This window comes from Streptomyces sp. SPB162 (assembly GCF_029504575.1).
Lineage (GTDB): Bacteria > Actinomycetota > Actinomycetes > Streptomycetales > Streptomycetaceae > Actinacidiphila.
In genome coordinates this window covers 2,753,360-2,768,473 of record NZ_JAQFII010000001.1, presented here as the reverse complement: position 1 = coordinate 2,768,473, position 15,114 = coordinate 2,753,360, and the positions used below count along the sequence as shown (strand labels likewise).

At 71.5% G+C, this 15,114-nt stretch carries 12 protein-coding genes; all 12 read right to left on the bottom strand.

The window, feature by feature from the left end; all coding sequences use genetic code 11:
• Position 1 precedes the first annotated feature (1 nt).
• On the bottom strand, positions 2–2,611 hold the full coding sequence (locus M2266_RS12670) for a tetratricopeptide repeat protein (RefSeq protein WP_277441178.1): 2,610 nt from the start codon (positions 2,609–2,611) through the stop codon (positions 2–4).
• 127 nt (positions 2,612–2,738) lie between these two features.
• The gene (locus M2266_RS12665) at positions 2,739–4,031 is read right to left on the bottom strand and encodes a hypothetical protein (protein ID WP_277438292.1); all 1,293 of its coding nucleotides are present in this window, start codon (positions 4,029–4,031) and stop codon (positions 2,739–2,741) included.
• Positions 4,032–4,113: 82 nt separating this feature from the next.
• Positions 4,114–5,109, bottom strand: coding sequence for a glutamate ABC transporter substrate-binding protein (locus M2266_RS12660; RefSeq protein ID WP_277441177.1), 996 nt, complete (start codon positions 5,107–5,109; stop codon positions 4,114–4,116).
• A gap of 50 nt (positions 5,110–5,159) precedes the next feature.
• Positions 5,160–5,546 carry a hypothetical protein gene (locus M2266_RS32315; RefSeq protein WP_346780885.1) on the bottom strand — a complete coding sequence of 129 codons (387 nt, stop codon included), beginning with the start codon at positions 5,544–5,546 and terminating at the stop codon, positions 5,160–5,162.
• Positions 5,491–6,630 carry a hypothetical protein gene (locus tag M2266_RS12655; RefSeq protein ID WP_346780884.1) on the bottom strand — a complete coding sequence of 380 codons (1,140 nt, stop codon included), beginning with the start codon at positions 6,628–6,630 and terminating at the stop codon, positions 5,491–5,493. The genes M2266_RS32315 and M2266_RS12655 overlap by 56 nt, the downstream gene beginning before the upstream one ends.
• Positions 6,631–6,874: 244 nt before the next feature.
• Positions 6,875–7,873: a BadF/BadG/BcrA/BcrD ATPase family protein gene (locus M2266_RS12650; RefSeq protein ID WP_277438291.1), complete on the bottom strand. Its 999-nt coding sequence runs from the start codon at positions 7,871–7,873 to the stop codon at positions 6,875–6,877.
• Positions 7,864–9,126, bottom strand: a complete 1,263-nt coding sequence (locus M2266_RS12645) for a 6-phospho-beta-glucosidase (protein ID WP_277438290.1) — start codon at positions 9,124–9,126, stop codon at positions 7,864–7,866. Before M2266_RS12645 ends, M2266_RS12650 begins: the two co-directional genes overlap by 10 nt.
• On the bottom strand, positions 9,123–10,028 hold the full coding sequence (locus M2266_RS12640; protein ID WP_277438289.1) for a carbohydrate ABC transporter permease: 906 nt from the start codon (positions 10,026–10,028) through the stop codon (positions 9,123–9,125). The genes M2266_RS12645 and M2266_RS12640 overlap by 4 nt, the downstream gene beginning before the upstream one ends.
• 6 nt (positions 10,029–10,034) lie before the next feature.
• Positions 10,035–10,982 (bottom strand): sugar ABC transporter permease, encoded by a 948-nt coding sequence (locus tag M2266_RS12635; RefSeq protein ID WP_277438288.1) that lies wholly within the window; start codon positions 10,980–10,982, stop codon positions 10,035–10,037.
• Positions 10,982–12,310: an extracellular solute-binding protein gene (locus M2266_RS12630; RefSeq protein ID WP_277438287.1), complete on the bottom strand. Its 1,329-nt coding sequence runs from the start codon at positions 12,308–12,310 to the stop codon at positions 10,982–10,984. The genes M2266_RS12635 and M2266_RS12630 overlap by 1 nt, the downstream gene beginning before the upstream one ends.
• Before the next feature lie 154 nt (positions 12,311–12,464).
• A complete protein-coding gene (locus tag M2266_RS12625) occupies positions 12,465–13,703 on the bottom strand; it encodes an ROK family transcriptional regulator (RefSeq protein WP_277438286.1) in 1,239 nt (412 codons plus the stop codon).
• 230 nt (positions 13,704–13,933) lie between these two features.
• Positions 13,934–15,001: a mechanosensitive ion channel family protein gene (locus M2266_RS12620; protein WP_277438285.1), complete on the bottom strand. Its 1,068-nt coding sequence runs from the start codon at positions 14,999–15,001 to the stop codon at positions 13,934–13,936.
• Between the last annotated feature and the right edge of the window lie 113 nt (positions 15,002–15,114).

Here is a 15,114-nt window from a genome sequence, read left to right as displayed (position 1 = left end):
GTTACACCCACGTCCGGGGGCGGAAGCGGTTGGCCCGCTCCACCAGTTCGATCCTTGTGCGGTCTTTCTGGGCCAGCCGGGCCAGCACCCGGTAGGAGCGCTCAAGACCGAAGCGCAGCCCACGTTCGTCCAGCGCGCTGCCCAGCAGCGCCGGGCGGGCGCCGACGGCGGACGGCGTGCCCTGCCCGCCGGCCAGCACCCAGTCGAGCGCGCTGCCGAGCACCTCGGTGGACAACTGCTCGCGCCGGTCGGCGTCGAGGCCCTGCTGCTGCAACTGCTCGACCTGCAGGCCGGCGGCCATCAGGTCGTCCAGCAGCGGTTCGTGCGGGGAGCGGTCGCGCAGCCGGGCCTTGATCGCCGCGACCCGGGCCGCCGTGAAGTGGATGGACGCCTCGGGCACCGACTCCAGGACCCGCACGGCGCCGGGACGGTCGCCCGCCGCCAGCCGCACCCGGGCGAGGCCGAAGGCGGCGCTGACGTAGCTCTGGTCGGTGCTCCACACCAGGCGGTAGTACTCGGTCGCGTTGTCCAACTGGCCCAGCACCTCGGCGCAGATGCCCAGCGCGAGCTTGGGCGCGGACTCGCCCGGGAACGCGTCGTAGACCGCGTCGAAGGAGAGTGCGGCCGTCTCGTGGTCGCCGGTGCTCAGCGCGGTGAGGCCGCGGTGCCAGACGACGCGCCAGTCCTCCAGGTCGTCGTCGGCCAGACCCTGCAGGACGGACAGCGCGGCGGCGCCGTCGCCCAGTTCGAGCCGGGCCCGCAGATCGCGCAGCCGCCGCTCGACCGACTCGACGGGCGAGGACTGCAGCGCGGCGATCAGCTCGGTGGGCGCCGCGGACGACAGGCCGGCCAGGAAGCCGGCGTTGGGATCGGACGGATCCACATGCGGCACGGGCAGCGCCAGGACGGCCGCGGGCGCGTCCAGCCGGGTGACCGACGGGAAGCCGGCCGCGGGGGTCCCACCCGCCTGCCCCGCCGCACCAGGACCGGCGGCGGGGGTCACCGGCACCCCGATGACGGTCGCGCTGTACGGGACGGGGGCGCCGGAGGGCAGGGCGGCCGTGCCCGGCCCGCCCGCGAGGACCGGCTGCTGGACACCGGCCTGCGGGATGCCGGCCTGGACGCCCGCCTGCGGCGGGATGAACACGGGCGGCGCCCCGTTGCCGGCGGCCGCCTTGCGGCGGCGGTCGGCGCCGAGCCGGGACGCGTCGCCCGGCAGTGGGTGCACCAACTCCGTGTCCACCACCCGGATCTCCGGCCCGAACAGCGTGGACAGCGCGGGCCGCGGCTTGCCGGTCTCCAGCGCGACGACCTCGCGCAGCACCCCCAGCAGCTGATCCGACATCTCCTCCGCGGACGCGAAGCGCTTGTCCGGGTCCGGGTCGGTGGCGCGCACCAGCAGCCGGTAGAAGGACTCGTAGCGGGAGAAGACGTCGATGTTGTCCGGGTCGGGCAGGCTGTCGGCGAAGACGTTGGTGTAGCCCTGGAAGTCGAAGGTCAGCACGGCCAGCGTGCGCGCGACGGTGTACAGGTCGGAGGCGACGGACGGGCCCAGCTCGGCGACCTCGGGGGCCTGGTAGCCGACCGTGCCGTAGATCGCGCTGTCGTTGTCGTCCATCCGGCGGACCGCGCCCATGTCGATCAGTTCGAGGCGGTCCTCCTGCTGGATGGCGTTGTCGACCTTGAAGTCGCAGTACAGCAGGTTGCGGCTGTGCAGGTAGCCGAGCGCGTCCAGTGCCTCGATGGCGTACGCGATGGCGGTCGCCACCGGCAGCGGCGCCCGCTTGCCGTCGGGACCGCGCCGGTCGTTGGCGATCTCCTTGAGCGACTTGCCGCCCACGTAGGCCATCACGATGTAGCCGTCGAGGGTGCCGGAGCGCTGGTCCAGGTGCTCGACGAAGTTGTAGATGCGGACGATGTTCGGGTGCTCGATCTCGGCGAGGAACCGCCGCTCCGAGACGGCCGCGGCCAGCGCGTCCTCGTCCCCGGTGTCCAGCAGGCCTTTGAGCACCACCCAGCGGTCGGAGACCGCGCGGTCCACCGCCAGGTAGATCCAGCCGAGCCCGCCGTGCGCCAGGCAGCCCACGACCTCGTACTGCCCGCGCACCACGTCGCCCGCCCGCAGCTTCGGCGAGAAGGAGTACGGGTGCCCGCACTTGGTGCAGAAACCCTCCGTGCGACCGGGCTTGTCACCGCGGCTGCGGCCCACCGGCGCCCCGCAGTCACCCTTGCTGCAGTACCGCTTGCGCTCGGGGACCTGCGGGTTCTCCAGGACGGCCGCGGCCGGATCCGGCCGCGGGATGGGCGGCACGGAGACCAGCCCGGCGCCGAGCTTGCCGCGGCTCGAACCGCTGCCGGTACTGCGCGAGCTGCGCACCGACACCGAACGGCCGCTGGTCGCGCCGCTCAGCGCGCGCGACAGCCGCCCCGACACCGAGCGGCGCGAGGAGCGCGAGGAGGCCCTGGACGAACGCGCCGACCGCGAGGAGGGCGCCGACGCGCGTCCCGAGTCGGCGCCGCCCCCGGCGGCCGACCGCGCCGAGCCGCTCGCCGGCGCGACGGCCACCGGAGCCAGCCCGCAGGTGTCGCAGTACAGCTCGCCGCCACCCATGTCCTCCAGAGCCCCGCCGCAGCCGGGCCGTTGGCATGTGCTCACGGTGTCCCCCCTCGTTCACTCGTGCGGCCGTCCGACGGCCTTCCAGCCCTCTTTGGTGATCCCGTGGTCCGATGGTCCCGCATCAGTGGTCCCGCCTGTCCGCGGGTTGGGACTGGCGCGGACCCAAGGTCTCCGCCACCGCCTGCTGGTAGCGCAGCACCGTCGACTCCGCGGCCCGCAGATCGCACGGCGCGCTCCACAACATGCGGCGCGCCTGGTCGTACCGCTCGATCAGCAGCGGGTCCTCCGCCATACCGTGCCGCGCCACCTTCGCCCGGTACGCGTCCAGCCGCCCGCGCAGCTCGGCGCGGACCGCGAGTGGCGCCGTCACCGCCGTCAGGGACTCCCGCGCCCGCAGCAACTCGTCCTCCGCGTGCTGCTCCAGACCGTCCAGCAGCGGCGACAACCGGTGCCACTGGCCGGTCCTGTGGTACTCGTCGGCCGCCGCGAGGCGCTCGTGCAGCGCCGACGCGGGGCCGCTGACCGCCGGCACCTCCGACGCCGCGATCTTCGCCAGCACCTCGACGCGCGCGCTGCGCGCCTCGGTGAGCGTCCGGTCCGCCCGGGAGAGCACGTCCCGCAGGTGCAGCAGCCGCTGGTCGGCGTCGTCGCGCACGTGCAGCACGGCGTCGACCTCGCGGCGCAGCTCCTCCAGCCGGCGCCCGGCCTGCTCGTAGCGGGTGGTGTCCGCCCGCCCCGGCTTCGGCTCCGGCAGCCAGAACGCCAGCGGGTCGGAGACCACCTGCGCGCGCAGCACCGTCAGGTCCTCGATGAGCCGCTCCAGCTCGTCCCCCGAAGGGTGGGTGCCGGGGCGCACCCCCACCGAGTGCGCCAGCGACCGGACGCGCTGGACGTCCGCCGCGAGCAGGTCGATGCGGGCGGGCAGCGCGGACCAGACGGAGTCGGCGGCGGCGACCATCGCCATGGCCTGCTCGTACCAGCCGTTCATCCGGTCCAGCAGCTGCTCCAGGCTGAACCGCTCGGTGAGCACGGCGGGGCCCGTCAGGCTGCGCGCCGCGTCCGGGACCGCGGCGCCCGACACCGAGACGCCGTTGCCGCGCAGCAGTTCGGTGAGCGCGTTCAGATCCGTCTGGGTGGGCCAGCGGCGGCGGCCCCGCAGCTCGCGCGCGGTGTTCAGAGCCGCGGTGTACGCCTCGAAGTGCGACCACAGCAGCGTGATCGCCGAATCCGTCCGCGCCCAGCGCTCCTTCGTGACGCCGGTCAGTTCGGCACCCTCGAGCAGCCGGCGGCCGGAGTGGTCCTGCAAGGCGAGCAGCGAGGACTCGATCGCCTCGTGGTCCGCGCCGAGCCGCGCCAGAGCACGGTCCACCTCCTCCCGGCCCATCACCGGCCCGGATGGTGCCCCCTCCGCCATCGAACCTTCTCTCCCGTAGCCGGCACGTCGTGCGCGGAGCTCATTCTGGCGGTGCCGGTCCCCGCGGACCGACCCCGGTGGCTCAGTCCTTGTAGAGCGGCGCGGGCGGGCCCGTCACGTCCGGCAGCTTGGCGGCCAGCCAGTGACGGTACGCCTGCATCCACGGGCTGTTGACGCCGCCGCTGCGGTAATCCTCCAGCACCTTGTTGACGCGGGCCACCAGATCGGTGTCCTCGAGGTTCATCGCCACGCCGTACGGCTCCGAGGTGACCTTCTGGCCGATGAGGTGGACCGACGGGTCCTGCGCGGCCTGCCCGGCCGCCAGGGCGTTGTCGGTGAACACCGCGTCCACCAGGTTCAGCTGCAGCCGCACCAGGCAGTCCAGCTGGTTCGGTACGAGGACGACCTTCGCGCCGTGCGACTCCTCCTTCAGCTTGGCCTCACCCGTGGAGCCCTTCGCCGTGCAGACCGTCCGGCCGTTCAGCGAGCTGTCGAACCCGGTGACCGAGGTGCCCGCCAGCGGGACGAGGAGCTGCTGCCCGGCCTCGAAGTACGCGGTGGAGAACGCCACGTCCTTCAGCCGCGAGCAGTTGATGGTCATGGTGCGCACCACCATGTCCACCTTCCCCGCCTTGATCATCGGGATGCGCTGGTCGGTCGGCACCGTCAGGTACTGGACCTTCTCCGGGTCGCCGAGGATGTCCTTCGCTATGGCACGCACCAGGTCGATGTCGAAACCGGTGATCTGCCCGGTGGCCGGATCGCGGAAGCCCCACAGGTAGCTGTTCTGGTCCACGCCGACGACGAGCTTGCCGTGCTCCTTGATCCGCCGGACCGCGGCACCGTCCACCGTCGACGGCCGCTGACCGCTGGCCTCCGGGTGCTCGCAGGTGTCCTCGGTGGAGGCGTACTGGGCGCTCAGGACGCCCCCGGGGACCGACGGTCGCCCCTCGTCCGCCGCGCCGGTACCACGCAGCGGGACCGCCACCGCGGTGACGACCAGCGCGCAGGCCGCCGCCATCCCCGCGACCCCGCCCCACCCGCGCCAGCTGCGGCGCGTCCGCCGCGTCCGCGGCATGTCCTCGCCCATGGTCCGCTTCCCTCCACCGGCCTGGCCGGTCACGCCGGTCACCGGTACTCCGACAGCCGGCGCCCGATGCCGAGTGCGGCGCCGACCGCCGCCAGCACGGCCAGCAGAGCGGCGCCCGCCGGGAGCCCGGTCAGCGCCCCACGGCCGTCGTTCGCGGCCTGTACGAATTCCTGCTGCTCGTGGTCGACGGCCTTGCGCAGGCTGGCGTCCACCACGTCGAAGCACTGGCCGGTGGTCGCGGTGACCACCTCGCCCCGCTGGTTCTTGCCGCCGATCACCTGGGCGACGGCGTCCGCGTAGTTGCCCCCGTTGTCGCTGGCGCGCGCCGCCGTGTGCCGGCCCCGCCAGGCCTGCACGCCCTTGATCGCGTCATTGACCGGGCCGCGGCCCGCCTCGTCGTCCGCGAGGGCCAGGGCCTGCGCCATCTCGCCGCCGACCCCTTGGGGGTCCTGGCCCGCCAGGGTCGACATGCCGCCCTGGAAGTTGGTCTCGTACGACGCGCCCGAACCGCGGGCCACCAGCGTCAGGTTCTCGTCCCCGCGCGCCTGCAGGACGCCGATCCGGGCGGGTGTTGAGCACCTGCAGGGACTTCGCCCCGTGATCGTACGAGGCGTCGAGCTGCGAGGCCGCGACCGTGTGGCCCACCACCGACCACAGCAGGACCACCACGGAAGCGGCGCTCGCCGCCAGCATCCCCTGGTTGAAGACCCGGTTGGTACGGCGGTACGAGCGGCGCTGCGCCCACAGCAGCGCGCCGAGCGCGACCACCCCCAGCGCCCAGGCCCCCCAGGGCAGTTGCTTCGCGGCGGCGTAGTCCTCACCCAGGCGCGCCGTCTCCGCCTTGTACAGCTTGTCGGCGGTGTCCAGCAGGCCGCCGTCCTGCCGCATCAGCTCGTTGGCGTACCGCAGATGGGCGCCGCCCACCGGGAACCCCTGCCGGTTGTTGACGCCGGCCCGCGCCACTTCCTCCGTGTACCCCTTGAGCTGCTGGTTGAGCAGCGAGATCTGCTCCAGGGTCTTCGCGGACCCCTGCGCGTTGCCCGCCGCTTCCGCGATCAGCCGGGACGCCGTCCGCAGATCCGTGTCGTACCGGTCCGTGACGGACTTCGGCTGCTGCCCGCCGATGAGGAAGCCGCCCGACGCCGTGGTGTCCGCGTCCGCCAGCGACCGGTAGATCTCCGCGGCCTTGGCACTCAGCGGTGCGCTGTGGTTGACCACGTCGCTCGCCGCCGACGCGCGGTCGGTGATCTGCCACGCCGTCACCGCGCCGAACGCCACCACCAGCAGGGCCAGCGCCGCGCCGATGATCCGCAGCCGGCCGGGCTCCGTCGTCGCGGCCGCGCGCAGCCGGTCCACGCCTTCGCTCCAGGCCCGCCGCCGCGGCGGCGGCGGGAGCGGGGGAGGCGGTACGGCCGGCAGCCTCACGGGCGGTGCGGGAACGTGCGGCGCGGGCGGGGCGCCGTAGCCCAGCGCGGCCGGGGTTCCGCTCCCCGTCGGCGTGTGTGTCACTGATCCTCCCCCGGAACAACTCCCCTGCGCACGGCAGTCGAGCTCATGGCCAGCAGTATGGCCGTAGGCGGTGTCATCCACCTAGGGATTGCGTGGATCTTGCGCGAACTGCCCGCTATGCGGCCCTGCCGTACGAACGTCACCCGTATCCCATCACGCCGCGGACCCCTGTTCGGTTCCGGGGCGCCCGCCGAAACGCCGGACGGGCCCGCTCAACGGGCCCGTCCGGCGTCTCGGGACGGCGCTACGCGTAGTGCGCGCGCACCTTGGCGTGCATCTCGGACTCCGCGCCGACGTGGTCCAGGCCCAGGAGCGCCGCGCCCAGCACCGGGGCCGCGCTCACCACACGCGTCACCGCCTTCGGCGCGCGGCCGGCGAGACGGGCGGCGATGGCGTCCATCAGCGTCGGATTCCCCGCCGCCATGACACCCCCGCCGAGCACCACGTCGACCTCCTCGTCCAGTAGCCCCAGCCGCCCCAACGCCACGCTCGCCAGCGCGACGATCTCGTCGGCCTGCCGGCTGACGATCTCCCGCGCCACCGCGTCCCCCGCGTCCGCGGTGCGGAACAGCACCGGCGTCAGCTCGTACTTGCGCGCCGGAGCGATGTGCTCCAGGTGCAGCGCCTCGATCAGCGCGTACATCGAGGTGAGACCGAAGTGCGCGGGCAGCGCGGCGGCCAGCTCGGTGGGGCCGCCCCGGCCGTCCTCGGCTCTGGCGGCGTGGAACAGGGCCTCCTCCGCAAGACCCGATCCGCCTCCCCAGTCGCCGGAGATCTTGCCGATCGCCGGGAAGCGGGCGGTCCTGCCGTCCGGCAGCATGCCGACGCAGTTGATCCCCGCGCCGCACACCACCGCCACCCCCCGCGGCTCGTCGACCCCGGCCCGCAGTATCGCGAACGTGTCGTTGGCGACCCGGGTGCTCAGGCTCCAGCCCCGGGCGTGCACCGCCAGCTCCAGTTGCTGCTCCTCCACCGGCAGATCGGCGTTGGCCAGACAGGCCGAGGTGTGCTCGGTCAGCGGGCGGTCGCCGAAGGCCAGGCCGGCGGCGGCCGCGGCACTGGCGACGATCGCCGCCAGCGACGCGACCGCGGAGTCGATACCGACGACCGGCGGCTGGAAGCCGCCGCCGCGGGCGGTGCCGAGCACCGTCCCGTCGGCGGCCACGATCGCCACGTCGGTCTTGCTGTTGCCCGCGTCGATGGCGAGGACGCCACCCGGCACGAGCGGTTCGTTCAGGCCCACGCCAGGTGCTCCCGGTTGTGCGCGACGAGACGGTCGGTGAGCGCCTCGGCGTACTCGTACTGGCCGATGAGCGGGTGCGACAGGAGCGCCTTGAACACCCGGTCCCGGCCGCCGTGGACGGCGGCCTGGAGCGCCAGGTCCTCGTAGGCGGTGACGTTGGCGATCAGGCCCGCGTACAGCGGGTCCAACGGGGCGACGGGCAGCGGCGTGGTGCCGGTTCCGTCCACCGTCGCCGGGACCTCGATCACCGCGTCGTCCGGGAGGAACGGCAGGGTCCCGTTGTTGTACGTGTTGACGACCTGGATGTCGCCGGTGTTCCGCAGCAGGGACGAGGCCAGGGCCACCGCCGCCTCGGAGTAGAAGGCGCCGCCGCGCTTCGAGAGCAGCTCGGGCTTCTCGTCCAGCGTCGGGTCGCCGTACATCGCCAGCAACTGCTTCTCCATCGCCGCGACCTCGGAGGCCCGCGACGGCTTGATCTTCTGCTCGCGCACCACCTCGTCGTGCGCGTAGAAGTAGCGCAGGTAGTACGAGGGGACGACGCCGAGCCGGTCCAGAATCACCCGGGGCAGGCGGATGTCCTCGGCGATGGCGTCGCCGTGCTCGGCGAGCAGCTTGGGCAGCAGGTCCTCGCCGCCCGGCCCGCCGAGGCGCACCCCGCGCTCCCAGGTGAGGTGGTTCAGGCCGACGTGGTCCAGGTGGACCTGGTCGGGGGCCACGTCGAGGAACGCGGCGAACTTCCGCTGGAAACCGATCGCGACGTTGCACAGGCCGACGGCCTTGTGGCCGGCCTGCAGCAGGGCGCGGGTCACGATGCCGACGGGGTTGGTGAAGTCGATGATCCAGGCGTCGGGTGCCGCCCTGCGCACCCGCTCGGCGATGTCGAGCACGACCGGGACGGTGCGCAGCGCCTTCGCGAGGCCGCCGGCCCCGGTGGTCTCCTGGCCGACGCAGCCGCACTCCAGGGGCCACGTCTCGTCCTGGTTGCGCGCTGCCTGTCCGCCGATGCGCAGCTGGAGCAGTACCGCGTCGGCGCCGGCGACGCCGGCCTCCAGGTTCGCGGTGGTGGTGATCTTTCCGGGATGTCCCTGCTTGGCGAAGATCCGCCGGGCGAGTCCGCCGACGAGCTCGAGGCGCTCGGCGGCCGGATCGACCAGCACCAGCTCCTCGATCGGCAGCGTGTCGCGCAACCGCGCGAACCCGTCGATCAGTTCGGGGGTGTAGGTCGACCCACCGCCGACAACTGCCAGTTTCATCCCTTGACTCCAGTCAGGGTCACGCCTTCGATGAAGGCCTTTTGGGCGAAGAAGAAGACCACGATCACGGGCGCCATCACCAGAACGGTGGCTGCCATCGTGAGATTCCAGTTGGTGTGGTGTGCGCCCTTGAACGATTCCAGGCCGTAGCTGAGGGTCCAGGCGGCCGAGTTGGAGCTGGCGTAGATCTGCGGGCCGAAGTAGTCGTTCCAGCAGTAGAAGAACTGGAACAGCGCCACGGCGGCGATGGCCGGCTTGATCATCGGCACGATCACCGTGAGGAGCGTGCGCAGTTCGCCGCAACCGTCGACCTTGGCGGCCTCCGTGTACTCCTTCGGGATCGTCAGCAGGAACTGGCGCAGCAGGAAGATGGTGAACGCGTCACCGAACGCCATCGGGATGATGAGCGGGTACAGGGTCCCGTCCATGCCCATCTGCCGGGTCCAGAACAGGTACATCGGAATGATGACGACCTGCGGCGGCAGCATCATCGTCGAGATGACCAGCACCATCATCAGGTTGCGGCCGCGGAAGCGGAACTTCGCGAGCGCGTAGGCGACGGGCAGGCTGGAGACGATGGTCAGCACCGTGCCGGAGACCGCGTACACCAGGGTGTTGCGCCACCAGGTCAGGAAGCCCGGGGTGTCCCAGACCTGTCGGAAGTTGCTCCACTGCCAGTCGCGCGGCCACAGGTCGCGGCTGAGCGCCTGGTTGTCGCTCATCACGGCCGTCAGGAAGACGAAGACGAACGGCAGGACGAAGAACAGCGCCGCGGCGATGCCGAGCGAGTGCACGGCGATCCAGTGCAGTGCGTCCTTGCGCTTGGCGGTCTTTCTGGCCGCGGCCGCCGAGTGGTGCGGGGCCGGCGCCTGGGCCGGCGGGGCGAGAGTCGCTTGGGTCATGGTGGATCAGTCCTCCGCCGACAGGAAGCCGTTGCGGCGTCGCATGAGCAGCGCCGTGAACGCCATCGCCAGGACGAAGAGCACCAGTGCGATCACGCAGGCGGAGCCGTAGTCGAAGCGCTGGAAGCCCAGGTTGTAGACGAGCTGGGGCAGGGTCAGGGTCGACTTGTCCGGGTAGCCGGGCTCGAACTGCTGTCCCGAGTTGCCGATGATGCCGGAGGCGACCTTCCCCGCGACCAGCGGCTGTGTGTAGTACTGCATGGTCTGGATGACGCCGGTGACCACCGCGAACGTGATGATCGGCGAGATGTTGGGCAGCGTCACGAAGCGGAACCGCGCCCATGGGCCGGCGCCGTCCAGCTCGGCCGCCTCGTACTGGTCCCTGGGGACGTCGAGCAGCGCCGCCATGAAGATGACCATGAGGTCGCCGATGCCCCACACGGCCAGGACGGTCAGCGCCGGCTTGGACCACGTCGGGTCGGTGAACCAGCCGGGTGTCGGGATGCCCACCGACTCCAGGATGTGGTTGACCGGGCCGGTGCCGGGGTTGAGCAGGAAGACGAACGCCATGGTCGCGGCGACCGGCGGGGCCAGGTACGGCAGGTAGAACGCCGTACGGAAGAAGCCCGCACCCGTCTTGATCTTGGTGATCAGCAGGCCGATGCCGAGTCCGAAGACCACCCGCAGCGTCACCATGACGATGACCAGCCACAGGGTGTTGCGCAGCGCCGGCCAGAACAGCGGGTAGTCGTTGAAGACGTACGACCAGTTCTTGGCGCCGGCGAACGTCGGCGCGTTGAACCCGTCGTAGTTCATGAAGGAGAAGTAGAGGGTCGACAGCAGCGGGTAGACGAAGAAGACGCTGAAGCCGATGAGCCACGGCGAGATGAAGCCGAGGGTCCTGAGCGTTGATTTCCTGCGCTTCGCCTTGAGCAGGGGGTGGATGGCGGTCATCACTTGGCCTGCGCGATGTCCTTGTCGACCTGAGCGTCGACACCCTGCAGACCGGCCTGGACATCCGTCTTCTTGCCGGACTCGAAGGCGTAGCCGAAGTCCTGCAGCGTCACCTGGTATGCGCCGCCGTTGACGCTGGCCGGGGTGGTGTTGCTGTACTGGTTCTGGGCGATGTCGAGGAAGACCTTCGGCACGCCGGTCAGTTCGGGCGACTTCTGCGCCTCGAACGTGGACGGCACGTTGTGGATCGCGTTGGCGAAGGAGACGACGGCCTGGGTGTCGGTGGTCATGAACTTGACCAGCTCCCACGAGGCGTTCTTCTTGGTGCTGGTGTTGGAGACGCCGACGATGGTGCCGGAGAGGTAGCCGCGGCCGTAGGTGTCCTTCTGGTCGTCCGGGACCGGGAACGGCGCGACGGCGAGGTCGGCGGTGGCGTTGGCGTCCTTGGCCATGCCGAGGCGCCACTCGCCGTCGATGCCCATGGCGACCTGGCCGGTGTGCAGCGGGTTCTTGGCGCCGAACTCGTCACCGAAGGTGTTGCGGTACTTCTCCAGCTTGTCGAAGCCGCCGAGGGACTTCACCATGTCCTGCTGCCAGGTGAGCATCTGTGCGAAGCCCTTGTCCTTGGACAGCTGGGCCTTGCCGTCGGCGTCGAAGTACTGGGCGCCCCACTGGGCGGCGAAGTGGCCGGGGGTGGACTCGTAGCCGTGGAAGTTGGGCATGAAGCCCAGCTGGGAGTACGAGGCACCGGTGGACTTCGTCAGCGCGATCGCGTCGGCCTTGAACTCCGAGAGGGTCTTCGGCGGGCCGGCGATACCGGCCTCCTTGAAGGCCTTCTGGTTGTAGTAGAGGCCGTAGACGTCGCCGAGCAGCGGCAACGTGCAGCGCTTGCCCTGGAACTGGGTGTACTCGAGCATCGGCTTCGGGAAGACCTTCGCCGGGTCGATGTCGTCCTTCTTCAGGAACGGCGCCAGGTCGGCGAACGCGCCCGAGGAGCAGAACTTGCCGACGTTGTCGGTGGTGAACGACGACACGACGTCGGGGGCGGTGGCGCCACCGGCCCGCAGCGCCTGGTTGATCTTGTCGTCGGTGATGTTCGCCTGCACCTTGACGTGGATGTTCGGGTGCGCCTTCTCGAAGCGGGCGACGTTGTCGTTGATCGCCTTGAGCTCGTTGGGCGCGGTCCACCCGTGCCAGAAGGTGATGCTGACGTCCTTGGTGGCGTCATCGTTCGCCTGGGTGGTGCTCTGGCCGGTACAGGCGCCGGCCAGCAGGGTGATCGCGGCCGTGGCCGCGACGGCGGCGGCCACCTTCTTGGTACGGGACACTGCGCTTCCTCCGGGGGATGAGAGGGGTCGGGGCGGAGCGGGAGAGGCAGGAGAAGGGTGTGCGGGGCCGACGGGCCGGCCGTCGGGGCCGGTCCGGAACGGGGTGTGACGCTCTGGTGTGTGGTGCGTCGTGTGGTCGGCGGGGGAGCGGGGGTCAGCGCGAGGTGTCGAACACCTCGTCGCGTGTGGTGGCGAGGGCGCTCTGCAGCGCCCCGCACAGGACGGGGTGTTCCTGTACCGCGCCGATCACCAGGCGGGGTCTGGGGACGGCGAGGTCCGCCAGTTCGGCCTGGATGAGGGCGCGCAGCGGCTCCCCGCCGGCGACGATCACGCTGCCGGTGAGGACGATGAGTTCGGGGTCGAGGACGGCGACCATCGAGGCCAGGCCGACGGCGAGCCCGGTGGCGATCTGCGCCAGCAGTTCGGCGTGCTGCCCGGTGCCGGGTGCGCCGTCCGCCTCCGACGCCTCGGACGCCTCCGCGATCCGCGCGGCGGTGGCGAGCACCGCGGCGGCCTGGTCCTGGAGCGGGCCGCCGCCGGGGATCGTGAGGCCGAGTTCCCGGGCGACGCGCAGCACCGCGTTGCAGCCGGCCAGTTCCTGGAAGCCGCCGTTGTTGGCCTTGGCCACCTGCCGGACCAGGGGCGTGCCGGGCACGGGCAGGAAGCCGACCTCGCCGGCGCCGCCGGTCCAGCCGCGGTGCAACCGGCCGCCGATGACGATGGCGGCGCCGATGCCCTCCTCGTTCCACAGCAGGACGAAGTCCTCGTGGTCACGGGCGGCGCCGACGCGCTGCTCGGCCACGGCCGCGAGGTTCACGTCGTTGTCGTACTCCAGCGGTACGGCGAGGGCGGCGGCCAGTTCGTCGAGCACCGTACTGGAGTGCCAGCCGGGGAGGTGGCTGGCGTAGCGCAGCCGGCCGGTGCTCGGGTCGAAGGCGCCGGGGGTGCCGATCACGACGCGGTGCAGGTCCGAGCGGTTCAGCCCGGCCGCCTTGGCGGCCTCGTCCACCGCCTGGACGACCTGTTCGACGGTGCCCTGCGCGCGGCGGCCGGGGGTCGGCAGTTCGAACTCGCCGACGGTGCGGCCGGTGATGTCCGCGACGGCGGCCCTGATCCGTATCGGCGTCACGTCCAGTCCGGCGACGTACGCCGCGGCCGGGTTCACCGAGTACAGCTGGGCGTTGGGTCCGGGGCGGCCGGCCGTGGTGCCGGTGGCGAGGACGAGTCCCGCCGCTTCGAGCCGGGCCAGGAGCTGGGAGGCGGTGGGCTTGGACAGGCCGGTGAGCTTGCCGATCCGGGTGCGCGACAGCGGTCCGTGCTCCAGGAGGAGGTCGAGTGCCGCGCGGTCGTTCATGGCGCGCAGTACGCGCGGGGTTCCAGGGGTGCCAGCCATGCGCGCCATCCTCCCTCAGTTCACTGTTAGGAAACTTTCCTATTGGTGAAACGAAAGGTAGGCCCGCTGTCGGCGGAGCGTCAAGGGGTGCCGCCCACAGGTGGACCAAAGCGTTACCTCATGAAAGCGGCCCCCGGCGCGGTGCGCCAGGGGCCGGAGGCCGTGTCCGTCAAGACCGCCGAGCGGCGGATGCCAAGGGGCGCTTGGCCACGCGGCCGAGCGGCGGTGTGCTACTTGGCGCTCTCCGCGCCCTGCTGGGGCACCGGACGGGTCGCCAGCGCCTGCGGAGAATCCGGGTTGGCGAGCGCCGACGGGGCCGCCACCGCCACCATCGGGTCGGCCGGCACCCCCGAGTCGTCCACGGCCGCGGTCGGCGTGCCGCCCACGATCGTGATGCCCGCCTCGTCGAAGGCCCGCTTGATCCGCCAGCGCAGCTCCCGCGCGACCGCCGTGGCCTTGCCCGGCATCGTCTTGGCCTGCGCCTGGATGACCACCGAGTCCGCGCTCACCGACTCCAGGCCCAGCACCTGCACCGGCTCCCACAGCGCCTCGTCCCAGGGGGAGGTCTTCGCCATGTCCTCGGCGGCGGCCTCGATCACCGCGCGCGCCCGGTCCAGATCCTGCGCGTATCCGACCTGTACGTCCACCACGGCCGTCGCCCAGCCCTGGCTCAGGTTGCCGATCCGCTTGACCTCGCCGTTGCGGACGTACCAGATCTCACCGTTGTCGCCACGCAGCTTCGTCACCCGCAGCCCGACCTCGATCACCGTGCCGCTGGCCACGCCGGCGTCGATGACGTCACCCACGCCGTACTGGTCCTCCAGGATCATGAAGACGCCGGACAGGAAGTCCGTCACCAGGTTCCTGGCGCCGAAACCGATGGCGACGCCGGCGACCCCGGCGCTCGCCAGCAGCGGCGCCAGGTTGATCTGCAGCACCGACAGCACGGTCAGCGCGGCGGTGCCCAGGATCGTGAACGAGGCGATGCTGCGCAGCACGGACCCGATCGCCTCGCTGCGCTGCTTGCGCCGCTCCGCGTTGACGACCAGCAGGCCGCCCAGCGTGGTGCCCTGCGCGACCTCCACGCCGCGGTTCATCCGGTCGATCAGTTTGCTGATCGTCCGCCGGACCAAAGCGCGCAGCACCAGCGCGATGACGATGATCAGCAGAATGCGCAGGCCCGCGCCGAGCCAGTCCGCCCAGTTGGCCTCGACCCAGCCCGCGGCCTCGGTCGCGGATTTCTGGGCGTCGTCGAAGCTGGTGACGGGAGCACTCGGTGACGGTGCGGGGGTGGACACGGTGGAAGACCTCCGGTGTGGGGCAGACCCTCCACACTAACGGGCTAAGGGATATGCCTCGTTGCGCTGTTCGAGGGCCAACGGCCCGAAAGGTGGGGAAGTAAAGGAGTGTG

What these genes read in the sequence shown, in the direction of transcription:
- M2266_RS12660 (WP_277441177.1), bottom strand. Translation starts at nt 5,109, where the DNA reads ATGCCGCGGACGCGGCGGACGCGCCGCAGCTGGCGCGGGTGGGGCGGG.
- M2266_RS12625 (WP_277438286.1), bottom strand. Translation starts at nt 13,703, where the DNA reads ATGGCTGGCACCCCTGGAACCCCGCGCGTACTGCGCGCCATGAACGAC.
- M2266_RS12640 (WP_277438289.1), bottom strand. Translation starts at nt 10,028, where the DNA reads ATGACCCAAGCGACTCTCGCCCCGCCGGCCCAGGCGCCGGCCCCGCAC.
- M2266_RS12670 (WP_277441178.1), bottom strand. Translation starts at nt 2,611, where the DNA reads ATGGGTGGCGGCGAGCTGTACTGCGACACCTGCGGGCTGGCTCCGGTG.
- M2266_RS12665 (WP_277438292.1), bottom strand. Translation starts at nt 4,031, where the DNA reads ATGGCGGAGGGGGCACCATCCGGGCCGGTGATGGGCCGGGAGGAGGTG.
- M2266_RS12645 (WP_277438290.1), bottom strand. Translation starts at nt 9,126, where the DNA reads ATGAAACTGGCAGTTGTCGGCGGTGGGTCGACCTACACCCCCGAACTG.
- M2266_RS32315 (WP_346780885.1), bottom strand. Translation starts at nt 5,546, where the DNA reads ATGGCGCAGGCCCTGGCCCTCGCGGACGACGAGGCGGGCCGCGGCCCG.
- M2266_RS12635 (WP_277438288.1), bottom strand. Translation starts at nt 10,982, where the DNA reads ATGACCGCCATCCACCCCCTGCTCAAGGCGAAGCGCAGGAAATCAACG.